Annotated in this window: 9 protein-coding genes and 1 pseudogene; 6 read left to right on the top strand and 4 right to left on the bottom strand. The window is 70.2% G+C overall.

The genetic code is table 11. The features are described 5' to 3' along the window. The first annotated feature begins 105 nt into the window (after window positions 1–105). Both AC6CCG_RS30765 and AC6CCG_RS30760 read left to right on the top strand, forming a co-directional pair. Window positions 106–810, top strand: a complete 705-nt coding sequence (locus AC6CCG_RS30765) for a DUF899 domain-containing protein (RefSeq protein WP_496658636.1) — start codon at window positions 106–108, stop codon at window positions 808–810. Then, a complete protein-coding gene (locus AC6CCG_RS30760) occupies window positions 800–1639 on the top strand; it encodes an alpha/beta fold hydrolase (RefSeq protein ID WP_496658635.1) in 840 nt (279 codons plus the stop codon). Before AC6CCG_RS30765 ends, AC6CCG_RS30760 begins: the two co-directional genes overlap by 11 nt. On the opposite strand, the gene AC6CCG_RS30755 is transcribed toward AC6CCG_RS30760, so the two are convergent. Beyond that, a complete protein-coding gene (locus AC6CCG_RS30755) occupies window positions 1636–2544 on the bottom strand; it encodes an alpha/beta fold hydrolase (RefSeq protein WP_496658634.1) in 909 nt (302 codons plus the stop codon). The genes AC6CCG_RS30760 and AC6CCG_RS30755 overlap by 4 nt on opposite strands. A gap of 108 nt (window positions 2545–2652) precedes the next feature. On the opposite strand from AC6CCG_RS30755, the gene AC6CCG_RS30750 reads away from it, so the two are divergent. Both AC6CCG_RS30750 and AC6CCG_RS30745 read left to right on the top strand, forming a co-directional pair. Further along, entirely contained in the window at window positions 2653–3480 is an 828-nt protein-coding gene (locus AC6CCG_RS30750) for a hypothetical protein (RefSeq protein WP_496658633.1), read from the top strand. Between the two features lie 124 nt (window positions 3481–3604). Next, window positions 3605–4438: pseudogene (locus AC6CCG_RS30745) on the top strand (IS481 family transposase); the annotation flags it as partial. Window positions 4439–4447: 9 nt separating this feature from the next. On the opposite strand, the gene AC6CCG_RS30740 reads toward AC6CCG_RS30745, so the two are convergent. Then, the gene (locus AC6CCG_RS30740; RefSeq protein WP_496658632.1) at window positions 4448–6367 is read right to left on the bottom strand and encodes a sialidase family protein; all 1920 of its coding nucleotides are present in this window, start codon (window positions 6365–6367) and stop codon (window positions 4448–4450) included. A gap of 187 nt (window positions 6368–6554) precedes the next feature. Between AC6CCG_RS30740 and AC6CCG_RS30735 the strand changes: the two genes are divergently transcribed. Then, on the top strand, window positions 6555–7481 hold the full coding sequence (locus AC6CCG_RS30735; RefSeq protein ID WP_496658631.1) for a diacylglycerol/lipid kinase family protein: 927 nt from the start codon (window positions 6555–6557) through the stop codon (window positions 7479–7481). Window positions 7482–7602: 121 nt separating this feature from the next. After that, window positions 7603–10128, top strand: a complete 2526-nt coding sequence (gene leuS, locus AC6CCG_RS30730; protein ID WP_496658630.1) for a leucine--tRNA ligase — start codon at window positions 7603–7605, stop codon at window positions 10126–10128. Window positions 10129–10225: 97 nt separating this feature from the next. On the opposite strand, the gene AC6CCG_RS30725 is transcribed toward leuS, so the two are convergent. Both AC6CCG_RS30725 and AC6CCG_RS30720 read right to left on the bottom strand, forming a co-directional pair. Next, a complete protein-coding gene (locus tag AC6CCG_RS30725; protein ID WP_496658628.1) occupies window positions 10226–11251 on the bottom strand; it encodes an endonuclease/exonuclease/phosphatase family protein in 1026 nt (341 codons plus the stop codon). Beyond that, entirely contained in the window at window positions 11248–12639 is a 1392-nt protein-coding gene (locus AC6CCG_RS30720; protein WP_496658627.1) for a GNAT family N-acetyltransferase, read from the bottom strand. Before AC6CCG_RS30720 ends, AC6CCG_RS30725 begins: the two co-directional genes overlap by 4 nt. Window positions 12640–12757: the final 118 nt, after the last annotated feature.

Here is a 12757-nt window from a genome sequence, read left to right as displayed (position 1 = left end):
GAGGGTCTTGACGGTGAGGCGGTAACTCGACTGACTGGAGCCGATGAGTTCGGCGGCCGGCGCGGGTCTAACCCTCGGAGCCGACAGCACATTCCGGGAGGAAGCATGACCGAACAGACCACCAAGGCCCTGCCGCCGATCGTGGACCGCGAGACCTGGCAGGCGGAGCTCGCCGAGCTGCGGCGACGGGAGAAGGCCGCCACCCGGGAGCTCGACGCCATCGCCGCGCAGCGCCGCCGGCTGCCGATGGTCGAGCTCGACGACTACACGCTGATCGGTGCCGAGGGGCCGATCCGGCTGGCCGACGTCTTCGCCGGGCGTTCCCAGCTGATCGTCTACAACCACATGTGGACCGACGGAGCGGAGTGGCAGTGCGGCGGCTGCACCGGCTTCACCTCGCAGTTCGTCCGGCTGGACTTCCTGGACAACTACGATGCCCGCTTCGTCATCGTCACCAACGGGCCGATCGAGGAGGTGCTGGCGTACAAGGAGAAGGTCGGCAACCGGATGGACTGGTACTCCTCCTCGGAGAGCTCGTTCGGTGCCGACGTGGACGCGCCGCCCGGGGCGGGTTTCGGCGTGAACGTGTTCCTCCGCGACGGCGAGCGGGTCTATCGCACCTGGCACACCAACGGGCGGGGCACCGAGCAGCTCAGCCACACGTTCCCGCTGATCGACCTGCTGCCGTGGGGACGCCAGGAGGAGTGGCAGGACTCGCCCGACGGCTGGCCCAAGGCCTCGGCCTATGCCAACTGGCTCGACTCGCCCGACATCGCCCGGCTCTACGGAGCCACCGGCGATGCGGGCTGACCGCCGCGGTCGGCTGCCGATCAACGGGCTGAGCCTCTACCACGAGGTGTACGGCGAACTCGGCGGCTCGGCGAGGACCCCGCTGCTGCTCATCCCCGGCGGCTTCATGAGTACCGCCTCGATGGCCTCCTGGATCCGCGGGTTCGCGGCCGAGCGCCCGGTGATCATCTTCGATCAGCAGGGGCACGGCCGGACGCCGGACACGGCGCGCCCGATGTCGTACGAGCAGTTCGCCGACGACGCCGCGGCGCTGCTCGACGCACTGCAGGTCGACCGCGCCGCCGTGCTCGGCTACTCGCAGGGTGGCGGCGTGGCGCTGCAGCTCGCGGTACGCCATCCCAGCCTGGTGGAGAAGCTGGTCGTGCTGTCGGCCACGTACCGCCGGGACGGCTGGCATCCGTTGGTGCTGGAGGGAATCGCCGGTCTCGACGCCGCGGCGTTCGCCGGCACGGCCGTCGAGCGGGACTTCTTCGAGCACACGCCGGACCCGGCCGCGTTCTCGGCGTACCTCGAGAAGATGAAGGTGCTGGGGATCAACGACCATCACCTCGGCGATGACCAGGTGCGCTCGTTCCCCGCCCGCACGATGATCATCGTCGGGGACGCCGACTCGGTGCGGCCGGAGCATGCGCTGGCGTTGTTCCGGTTGCGCGGTGGCGGCGACGACGAGGCGGCGGGCGCGGGAGTGCTGCGGGAGTCACCGGCGGCCCGGCTGGTGATCATGCCGGCGACGTCCCACGTCGGCCTCGCGGGGGAGTCGGCCACGCTGGTGCCGCTGGTCACCGCGTTCCTCGACGACGTGCCGCCGACGACGCCCGACCTCTTCTAGCGCCCGGAGGTGCGGGCGAGGAAGCCGCGGATGATCGGCAGCACCTCGTCGAAGTTCGTCTCGAGCAACCAGTGGCCGCCGTCGATGAGGTGCAGTTCGGCAGCCGGATGATCACGGTGGTACGCGTGGGCGGCGCCGGCCGGCATGTACCCGTCCTGGTGGCCCCACACGATGAGGGTCGGCGGTCGATGATCACGGAGGTAGGCCTGCTGGCGGGCGAACCAGGGCACCGTGTGGCGCTGGTCGGCGAGCAGGGCGGTCAGGTTCTCCCGCCGCTGCGGGGTTCCGAGCTGGGCCCAGGCCAGCGTCCAGAGGTCCGGCGACACCCGTTCGGCCAGCCCTGCGTCGACCTCGCCGACGTACTCGTCACGAAACCCCTCCAGCGACACGGCCTGGCCGAGCTTGCGCAGCCCCTCGTCGGTCGGGTTGTTCCAGAACTCCTTGAGCGGCGCGTACTTCGGCCCGTGTTGATCTTCGTAGATGTCGCCGTTGGAGATGATCAACGCGGTGACCCGGTCCGGCGCGGCCATGGCCAGCCGGAAGCCGAACTGCGACCCGTAGTCGTGCAGGTAGATCGCGTACCGGGTGAGGCCGGCGACCTCGGTGAACCGTCGCAGGAAGTCCGCGTAGCCGTCGAACGTGTACGAGAAGCGCTCCGGGTCCGGCGTGCCGCTGTAGCCGAAGCCGGGCAGGTCCGGCGCGACGGTACGCCAGCGGTCGCCGAGAGCGGGCATCAGCCGGCGGTACGCGTACGACGACGCCGGATAGCCGTGCGGCAGCAGCAGGACCGGCGCGTCCGCCGGTCCGCACTCGCGCAAGAAGATCTCGAGGCCGTCGACCTCGATCCGGCGGTGGCGTACCTCGGCCCCAGCGGTCAGCGGGGTGTTCGGGGTCTGGTCGGTCATGGGCGGGGTCTCCCTTCTCCCGTGCTGACTCGACGTGTACCCGGATCCGTGCCTCGGGTCACAGGCGGTCGGCGAGTCCGAGCACCGGGTGTCGGTACGATGCGCCGCATGTCTCAGGCTCCGCCTCCGCGGTCGCCGGACGGGCAGTGGTGGTGGGACGGTCGGCAGTGGGTGCCGGTCCAGCAGCAACCGCCTCATCCCGGGCCGCCGACCGGTCCGGTCCGGCCCCGCCGTTCCGCCGCGCCCCTGATCATCGTCGTCGCGGTCGTGGCGGCCGTGGTGATCATCGGTCTGGTCGCCGGGGGAACGCTGTGGATACGTAGTCTGCAGGCCACGACCGAGACCGCAGGGCCGTCGAGCACCGCCTCCGCCGACCGGCCGTCGCCGTCCCCGACGCCGTCCCCGACGGGTCCCGGCCCGGTGCGGTGCCAACCGAGATCCAGCGAGGGCTGCTTCCCGAAGGTGAGCGTCGGCACGCTGGTGGCCGCGCTGCGGGCGAAGGGCTTCCGGTGCGAGAAGTCGGGGTCGTACGGCACGCGCTGCACGAAGTCGATCTCGGGCCGGGACCAACACACGTTCGCGTTGAACCACAGCCTGCGGGACGCGGATCGGCTGACCAGCCTGATGGCACTCGGCTCGGCCTCGGCCGCCGGGAGCAGCCCGCCCGACCGGACCGATCAGGCGAACCGGCGCACCGTGGAGGCGCTGCAGCTGGGACTGGACCAGGTGCTGCCGGCCGCCGACTCGACCCGGCGGAAGATCGCGGACTGGGCTCGGCGCCACCAGGGCCGCTGCTCCGACACCCTGGACGTGCACGAGGTGATCGACGGGTACGAGTTGCGCTGCAGCAACCCGGAGGCGATCGCCGTCGGCGGCAACCAGGTCGTCACGACCTGGAGCGGCAGCGTGACGGTCGGCGCCGGCCGGCTCCGCTGACGAACCCACCGCGACTAGCTGTACTCGGCCAGGAGGTTGGTGACACTTCGGCCGGGGTTGTTGACCTGAGGAGGACCTCCGGATGCGGTGGAGATAGCCGTCTTCACCGATCCAGGAGGTCCTCGTGTCCCACCGTAACGCGCGGTTGAACTTCCGTGGCCGCAAGCTGCTGGTCGAGCGTGTCTGCGAGCAAGGGTGGAAGATCGCTCATGCCGCTAAAGCCCAAGGAGTGTCCCGGCAATGCGCCAGCCGGTGGGTCAACCGCTACCGGTCCGAGGGCGAGGCCGGTCTGCATGACCGGTCGTCGCGACCTCACAGCTGTCCGCACCGGACTCCGGTCAAGGTCGAAGACAAGATCATCAAGCTCCGTCACACCCAGCGGCGGGGTCCAGATTGGATCGGTCCCGAACTCGGTGTCCCGGCACGCACCGTCTCCCGGGTTCTGCGCCGCCACCAACTGCCCTATCTCCGCGACTGTGACCCGCTGACCGGAGAGATGATCCGAACCTCGAAGCAGACCGCCTGCCGGTATGAACACGATCATTCCGGCGACCTGGTTCACGTTGACGTGAAGAAGATCGGCAAGATTCCCGACGGTGGCGGGTGGAAGGCCCACGGCCGGCAGATGGGCTCCACAGCGGCGGCCAAGAAGGCCCGGATCGGCTACGACTACGTGCACTCCATGGTCGATGATCACTCCCGGTTGGCCTATTCGGAGATCCTCGACGACGAGAAGGGACCCACCTGCGCCGCCTTCCTGCTCCGCGCCGCGCAATACTTCGCCGATCACGGTATCGACCGGATCGAACGCGTGATCACCGACAACCACTGGTCCTATCGCCGGTCAGTCGACTTTGCTGCCGTGATCACCACGATCGGTGCCAAACACAAATTCATCAAACCGCACTGCCCGTGGCAGAACGGCAAGGTCGAACGCTTCAACCGAACCCTGGCCACCCGAGTACAACTAGCGCCCGGCTCGGGCGAGCTCCTCGACGTGCAGGTTGGACAACGCCCGCCGGTAGAGCGCGACATCGGCGATCCGGCCCTGGAAATGATCACCGGCGACCCCGTCCACGCCGGTGCAGCCGATCCGCAGCGGCTCGGCGGAGTCGATCGGGCCGAAGCCGTCGATCACGTCTCCGGCCGGGCCGCTGCCGCCGGACTGCCAGTGCAGGGTGGATCCGTCCAGGAAGCCCGTCACCGAGCCGCGGCTCCGGTCGAGCACCAGGGCCAGGTGGTGCCAGTCGCCGTCGAGCACCGCCGCGGTCGCCTGCTGGGAGGCCCGCCGGTCCGTGCCGCCGCCGGCGCTGACCCGGACCACCGGCCGTCCCTCGGTGGACAGCACCACCGAGAAGCCGGCCCGGGTCGACACCAGGTTGCCCTTGGTGATCAGGCCCTGCTGCCGCCCGGGTACGGCAGCCGAGGCGCGGCGGAACCACAGCGACACGGTGAAGCTGCCCGGACCGGGGTCGAGCACGTCCCCGAAATCGACGAAGCCGGAGCGGCCGTCGAACTCGAGCACTGTCCGGCCTTCGTCGCGGACCCAGGAGGCGCCGACGATCCGGCCGTCGTAGCGCTGGCTGCCGGTGCTCGCGACCAGTTCGCCGGAGCCCTCGTCCAGGCGCCACCGGGCCTCCGGCGCCGGCCGGTCGGTGTCGAACAGCCAGTCCAGGGTGAACCGGGCGAACACCACCCGCGGTGACTGATAGACGCTACGATCGGCGTACTTCCCCTTGCAGAACAGGCATCCGACCAGATCGGTGCCGAGTGGCACCAGGTCGGAGTTGTTGGACGCGCCGGACACCAGCCGCGGTCCGCGGCGCCAGGTCCGGCCCTGGCCGAGGCTGTAGTACGCGGTCAGGTTGCCCCGGTGCTCGGTGAACCCGGACGGCACGTCGGAGGAACTGACGATCACCAGGTCGTGCCGCGGCCGGTCCAGGTTGATCATGCCGTGGTCGACCCCGTTGAACCATTCCGGCAGGTCCGGCTCCAGCTCGGCCGGCGACCAGGTCAGCCCGTCGTCGGTGCTCACCGAACGCACCTTGAAGTGGCCGCCGGTCAGGCCGGGTTCGCTGTCGCCGTTGCGGCCGCGGCCGATCGCCAGAATGGTGCCCGGGGCGGTCTCGGCGATCCGCAGCTCGGCGAAGCCCGCGTACGGCGAGCGGGGCGGGATCGGCTCGCTGATCCGCCAGGTGTCGCCGCGGTCGTCGCTGTAGAGGAAGGACGCGGTGAAGTCGGGCCGGTAGTGCCGGTGCTGGTGCGACACCGGCACCAGCAGCCGGCCGCTGCTGGTCCGGATCCCGTGACCGGACGTCGACACGTGCCGGTCGCCCGGTTTGCCGTCGAACAGTTCGGCCGGCACCTCGCTGAGCTCGCTCCAACTCCGCCCCTGGTCGCGGCTGGTCAGGTACACTACCCGGTTCGCCTCGAACTGGTGCTGCTCGGTGTAGTCCGGCTCGCCGAGCTTGCGGTCGCAGAAGGCCCAGGTGATGCCGGTCCCGCTGTCGTACACGAGACTCGGGTTGAAATAGCAGACGGGCCGGTCCGCGCCGTCGTGCCGGACGGTCCCGTGCCTGGTCAGCACGCTGATCTCGGCGTCCCAGGTGCGGCCGCCGTCGGTGCTGCGTCGGTAGACCAGGTCGACCGAGCGGGTCAGGTCCGAGGTCGCGATCCTGCCCTCGGCGTACGCGATCAGGACGCCGCCGCCGAGCCGGGCCAGGCCGACCTGGTGGTACACGTTGTACGGCAGCGTCCGGTCCGCGTTCGTGAACACCGTCGTCTCGGCGTACGGAGCCGGCGCGGCGCCCTCATCGGCGGAGGCGGGCCGGGTGCGGGCCGCGCCGAGCCCGAGGGCGGACACCCCGGCGGCCGCACCGGTGATCATGAACGATCGACGGTCGAGAGGAAGAGGCTGGTCGGTCTGCGGCATGGCACACCTCCGCTCATCGGACGTCCTATGAGCGTAACCGTGGATTCACCTCCAGTTCAATCACCGGTCACCTGGAGCGGACACGCGGCCAGGGGTGGCGAATCAGCCGCGCCGACCGGACCTCCCGGGATAGCGTGGGCCGATGACCGAGCAAGATCGTCGAGCGGACGGCGGGCGGCGCGCCGCGGTCGTGATCAACGCGACCAAGATCGACGACGCGCTGGAGCAGCTGCTGCGGCAGCGGTTCGCCGACGCCGGCTGGGCCGAGCCGCTCTGGCTGGAGACGACGCCGGAGGACCCGGGCCGGGCGATGACCGCCGAGGCGGTCCGGGCCGGGGTCGACCTGGTGGTGGCGGCTGGCGGCGACGGCACCATCCGGGTGGTGATCGCCGGCCTGGTCGGCTCGGACATCCCGGCCGCGCTGCTGCCGGCCGGCACCGTCAACCTGCTGGCCCGCAACCTCGACGTGCCGCTCCGGCTGGAGGACGCGATCGAGGTCGCCCTCGGTGATCAGGAGCGCACGATCGACCTGATCAAGATCACCGTGGACGACGGCGAGCCCGATTACTTCGCCGTGATGGCAGGGATCGGGACCGACGCGGCGATCATGGAGGAGGCCGACGCCGACCTGAAGAAGGCGATCGGCCCGGCCGCCTACGCCGTCGCGGCGGCGCGCAACCTCAGGCGCAAGCCGGTCCGGACCAAGATCACGATCGACGGCGGCCGGGCGCACCGGCGCCGCGCCGTGCTCTGCGTCGTCGGCAATGTCGGGGAAGTGCCGGGCCTGGTCAGCCTGATCCCGGAGGCCCGCCTGGACGACGGGCAGTTGGACCTGCTGGTGGCCTCGCCGCGCCGGTTCCGGGACTGGGTGACGGCGTTCGTCCGGGTGCTGCTGCGGCGACACCACGAGGACGCCAACCTCGATCACTGGACCGGCCGCCGGGTCGTCATCACGGTGCCGTCGGCGGAGGCGTACCAACTGGACGGCGACACGGAAGGCGAGGCGTCCCAGCTGGTCGCGGAGGTGGTGCCGGCGGCGGTCCGGGTCAAGGTGCCGGCCGGCGGGTAGCCGACGTCGGGAGCGGGATTGCGCTAGCATGGCCGGCATGCAGTACCGCCGGGCGCTCCTTAGCTAGCCGCGCGGACCACAGTCCAGCGCGGCCAACCCCTCCTGCCCGAGGGGTTTTTTCATGCCCGGACCAAGAGCACAAGGGAGTTGTACCGTGAGCGAGCAGTCCTCGACCGAGGAAGCCGAAGCCACCGGAGCGCGTTACGACGCGCGCGCCGCCCAGGAACGCTGGGCCGCCTTCTGGGAGGCCGACGGGACCTTCGCGCCGCTCGACGACGGCTCCAGGGAACGCCGCTACGTGCTGGACATGTTCCCGTACCCGTCCGGCGACCTGCACATGGGGCACGCGGAGGCGTTCGCGATGGGTGACGTGTGGGCGCGCTTCCTGAAGCTGCGCGGCTACGACGTGATGCATCCGATCGGCTGGGACTCGTTCGGGCTGCCGGCCGAGAACGCCGCGATCAAGCGGAACGCGCATCCCGCCGAGTGGACGTACGCGAACATCGAGACGCAGGCGAACTCGTTCAAGCGGTACGGGCTGAGCCTGGACTGGTCGCGGCGGCTGCACACCTCCGACCCGGAGTACTACCGGTGGACCCAGTGGCTGTTCCTGCGGTTCCGGGAGCGCGGGCTGGCGTACCGGAAGGCGAGCTGGGTCAACTGGTGCCCGAAGGACCAGACCGTGCTGGCCAACGAGCAGGTGATCAACGGCGAGTGCGAGCGGTGCGGCTCCCCGGTCACCAAGCGCGAACTGACCCAGTGGTTCTTCAAGGTCACCGAGTACGCCGACCGGCTGCTGGACGACATGGAGCAGTTGGAGGCCGGCTGGCCGGAGCGCGTGCTGACCATGCAGCGGAACTGGATCGGCCGGTCCGAGGGCGCCTACATCGACTTCGAGCTGCCCGGCGCCGATGAGCCGATCACGGTGTTCACCACCCGCCCCGACACCCTGTACGGCGCCAGCTTCCTGGTCATCGCGCCGGACGGCCGGCTGGCCCCGAAGATCGTCACCGATGATCACCGGGCCGAATTCGAGGCGTACCTGGAGCAGACCAAGTCCGAGACCGAGATCGAGCGGCAGTCCACCGATCGGGAGAAGACCGGCGTCTACCTGGGCGTCGACGCGATCAACCCGGTCAGCGGGGCGAAGATCCCGGTCTTCGCGGCTGACTACGTGCTGGCCGAGTACGGCACCGGCGCGGTGATGGGCTCGGCCGCTCATGATCAACGCGACCTGGACTTCGCCCGCAAGTACGAACTGCCGATCCTGGTCGTGATCGACTCCGGCCAGGAGGACCCGAACGTCTCCGGCGTGGCCACCAAGGCCGACGGCCCGTACGTCAACTCTCCTGTCCTGGAAGGGATCTCCGACACCGCGACCGGCGTCGCGAAGATGATCGAGGTGCTGCAGGAGAAGGGTGCCGGGCGCGGTGCGACGACCTACCGGCTGCGGGACTGGCTGCTGAGCCGGCAGCGGTTCTGGGGCGCCCCGATCCCGATCATCCACTGCGAGACGTGTGGGGAGGTGCCCGTGCCCGATGATCAGTTGCCGGTGGAGCTGCCGTACCTGACGGGCACGGATCTCAACCCCAAGGGCACCTCGCCGCTGGCCGCGGCGACCGACTGGGTGAACGTGGACTGTCCGACCTGCGGCGGCCCGGCCACCCGGGACACCGACACGATGGACACGTTCGTCGACTCGTCCTGGTACTTCTTCCGCTACTGCTCGCCCGGCTACGAGGGCGGCCCGTTCGATCCCGAGGACGTCCGGCGCTGGATGCCGGTGGCGCAGTACGTCGGCGGCGTCGAGCACGCGATCCTGCACCTGCTGTACATGCGGTTCTTCACCAAGGCGCTGTACGACATGGGCCTGGTCGACTTCACCGAACCGATGCGCCGGCTGCTGAACCAGGGCCAGGTGATCAACCAGGGCAAGTCGATGAGCAAGTCGCTGGGCAACGGCGTCGACCTGGGGGAGCAGATCGAGAACTTCGGCGTCGACGCGGTCCGGCTGACGATGATCTTCGCCGGCCCGCCGGAGGAGGACATCGACTGGGCGGACCTGTCGCCGAGCGGTTCGGTGAAGTTCCTGCAGCGGGCCTACCGGCTGGCCGCGGACGTCACCAGCGAGCCCGGCACCGACCCGGCCGGCGGCGACGCGACCCTGCGGTCGACCGCGCACCGGACGCTGGCCGACATCACCCAGTGCATCGAGACGCAGCGGTTCAACGTCGCGGTGGCCCGGGTCATGGAGCTGGTCAACGCCACCCGCAAGGTGATCGACACCGGCGCCGGCCCCGCCGACCCGGCGGTCCGCGAGGCAGCCGAGTTCGTGGCGATCGCGCTGAGCCTGGTCTCGCCCTACGTCGCCGAGGAGATGTGGGAGCAACTGGGCCAACCACCGTCGATCGCCAACGCCGCCTGGCCCACCGTGGACGAGTCGCTGCTGACCATCGAGTCCGTCACCTGCGTGATCCAGATCAAGGGCAAGGTCCGCGGCCGGCTGGAGGTGCCGCCGACGATCACCGAGGACGAGCTGCGCGAACTGGCCCTGGCCGAGGAATCGGTCCAGCGAGCCCTGGACGGCCGCGCGATCGCCAAGATCATCATCCGCGCCCCGAAGCTGGTCTCGATCGTCCCCGCCTGATCACTCTGGCCCCAGGTTTTTCACGTTAACGTGAAAAACCGTCGCTTTGCACAGGAAGCTTCTCTGGTAAAGCGACAGGAAAGCTAGTGGAGTCTGGTCAGGTGGTGCCGGCGAGGGTGGCCATGATGCCGAGGTGATCGGTGTCGGCCACCTCGACGGTACGGACCTCGGTCGCGGTCAGCCGTTCGTTGATCATGATGTGGTCGATCGGGATCAGCGGCGGGAAGCGGCGGTTGGCCGGGTAGGTGGGCAGCCAGCCGGCGCCGGCGACGTCCGTGGCGCTGCGCAGCCCGTCGGCGCGCAGTTCCTGCATGGCGCCATGATCATCGACGGCGTTGAAGTCGCCGGCGATGATCAACGGCCGATCCTGTGGCTGCTCGGCGGCGATCCGGCGGATCAGGCGGTGCTCCGAGGTGTACTTCGTGGTGCCGCAGTACGGGTTGCACGGGTGCACGCCCATCACCCTGACCGGGCCGACGTCGGGCACCTCGACCGTGGTGATCCACTGCTGGAACGTCGTCTGGGGCAACAGTTCGGAATCGCTCAGGGGGAAGCGGGAGTAGATCGACGACCCGTTGACGCCGCGGTCGTCGGCACCCACCGCGTTCGGGAACCGCTCCGACCAGCCGTACCGGTCGAGCGCCGCCCGGGTGTCCGGCTCGACCTCCAGCAGCACCACCACGTCGGCGTAGCGGGCCAGTTCGGCGACCCGCTCGGGGTCGGCAGCGCCGTGCAGCATGTTCAGGCTGAGGACCCGGAAGGCCGGGGTGGTCGCGGCCCGGCCGTCCGGGACGAAGAGCGGCCCGACCCAGGATCCGTGCAGGCAGACCAGCGCCGCGACGATGATCGTGATCACCGCGATCGCGGCGCGCTTCCTGGCCCTGATCAAGGCGATCACCAGGAACAGCAACGAGATCAGGTAGCCGATGATCGCGTACCCGATGAAGGCCGAGAGCAGCTCGGCGCTCTGCGCAGCGGGCTGCCAGAACCGGAGCACGGTGAAGACGGCCGCCGGCAGGGCGAACAGCAGCCCGAAGATCACCAGGACCACCTGGGAGCGGCGAGCCGGGCGCACGGAGTCCCAGGCCGGGCCGGCTCCGGCCCGGTGGTCGGGCGAGCTCACTCCGGTCGGCTCCGCTCACCGCGGCGATGCACCTTGATCATCCGCAGTTCGTCCGGCTTGGGCGGGAACTCGCTGCGCCGGCGGTCCTCGGTCTCGGTCCAGCCGTGGGCCCGGTAGAAGGCGCGGGCGGCCCGGTTCTCGGTGAGCACCCACAGCTGCACCTGGGTGCCGCCGGAGGAGAACACGTCCTCCTCAGCCGTCGAGAGCAGCGCGGTGCCGAAGCCCTTGCGGGTGTGCCGGGGCAGCACGCCGAGGTGGCGCACCGTCTCGTGGTCGTACGCGATGAAGGCGGCCGGGGTCTCGTCGACCTCGAGGATCCGGACCCGGACCTGGCGCTCGGCCAGGGTCCGCTGCCAGCGCCGGGAGACATCGGCCACCGGGTACGGGAAGCGGTTGGCCGGGAAGATGTGGCCGAGCGCATGCTCGCTGGCGGCCCGCTCCAGCCGGGTCAGCAGCTGGGCCTCGTCCGGCCGGGCCCGGCGGATCCGCCAGCCGCCCTGCTCGTCGGTCAGCGCCGGCGCGGCGCCGTCCCAGATCCGCCACAGCTCGGCGGCGATCCGGTCGGCCCGAGTGTGATGCCCGCGCTTCAGCGCCGAGCGGCCCTTCTGCACGCACCAGGCCTCGACCTGGTCCCGGTCGGTCCCGATGATCATGCCGTTCGGACCGGGCTGCACCAGGGTCACCGCGGACCACGGGATCACCCGCTTGCTGAGCGGGTTGTACACGGTGAGCCGGCTGCTGGTGGCGACCAGCCGCGGATGCCAGACCATCCGCCACACGTAGATCAACAGCAGCAGGGCGAGCGCACCGAGCCCGATCGTCAGCGGCAGCGAGCGGGCGTCGCGGAAGATCAGGTACGCGAGCGTGCCGAGCGCCGCGATGACGAGGACGGCGACGATGGTGACCAGGACGATGGTCCGCCGGCCGATCCGGTAGACCCGGCGGGAGGCCCGGTCGGCGGGCGTCTCCTTCGCCTCCTCGAGATCGGCGTCGTCCTTGATGACCTGTCGGCTCCGGGACCGATCCCCGGTCCGGCGCAGCGTCGGGGCCAGCAGTTGGGTCTCGGCGGTCCGTTCGACGGCGGAGGGCTCCTCGGGCCGGCGATACCGGGAATCGTCCCGCTCCGGCGCCGGAGCCGTGGCCGGACGGTCGGGGTTGCGCCCGGTGGTGCCGGCCGGGGGCAGAGCCTGGTCGAGCACGACCGTGTCGTCCCGCTCTTGATCGCTCGGCGCCGCCGCGGCCGGACCCGGCGCGGGCGCTGCGGGCGCCGGCGGGCTCGGGGATGCCGGCGGCGGGGTGGCCGGTCTGGTCTTCAGGTCGGCGAGGGTCGGGGCGTCGTCGTCGCTGTCGTCCTCGATCAGGGCACGACGCGGCTTGTACTTCGCCACGGCTCAACCCCCTCCCGTTCGACCGTCACTGCGCGTCGGCGGCTGGGCGATCAGGCCTGCCACCCTACGACGCTGTCACAGTACGTCATGGGCCAAGTCACCTGAGCGATTCCGCAGA

The organism is Microlunatus sp. YIM B11417 (assembly GCF_059617205.1).
Note: the sequence above shows the minus strand (reverse complement) of the source record. Positions and strands in the feature narration are given on the sequence as shown.

Excerpts from the sequence above, each read along its gene's own strand:
- AC6CCG_RS30765 (WP_496658636.1), top strand. The coding sequence starts at position 106 with ATGACCGAACAGACCACCAAGGCCCTGCCGCCGATCGTGGACCGCGAG.
- AC6CCG_RS30760 (WP_496658635.1), top strand. The coding sequence starts at position 800 with ATGCGGGCTGACCGCCGCGGTCGGCTGCCGATCAACGGGCTGAGCCTC.
- AC6CCG_RS30755 (WP_496658634.1), bottom strand. The coding sequence starts at position 2,544 with ATGACCGACCAGACCCCGAACACCCCGCTGACCGCTGGGGCCGAGGTA.
- AC6CCG_RS30750 (WP_496658633.1), top strand. The coding sequence starts at position 2,653 with ATGTCTCAGGCTCCGCCTCCGCGGTCGCCGGACGGGCAGTGGTGGTGG.
- AC6CCG_RS30740 (WP_496658632.1), bottom strand. The coding sequence starts at position 6,367 with ATGATCACCGGTGCGGCCGCCGGGGTGTCCGCCCTCGGGCTCGGCGCG.
- AC6CCG_RS30735 (WP_496658631.1), top strand. The coding sequence starts at position 6,555 with ATGACCGAGCAAGATCGTCGAGCGGACGGCGGGCGGCGCGCCGCGGTC.
- leuS (WP_496658630.1), top strand. The coding sequence starts at position 7,603 with ATGCCCGGACCAAGAGCACAAGGGAGTTGTACCGTGAGCGAGCAGTCC.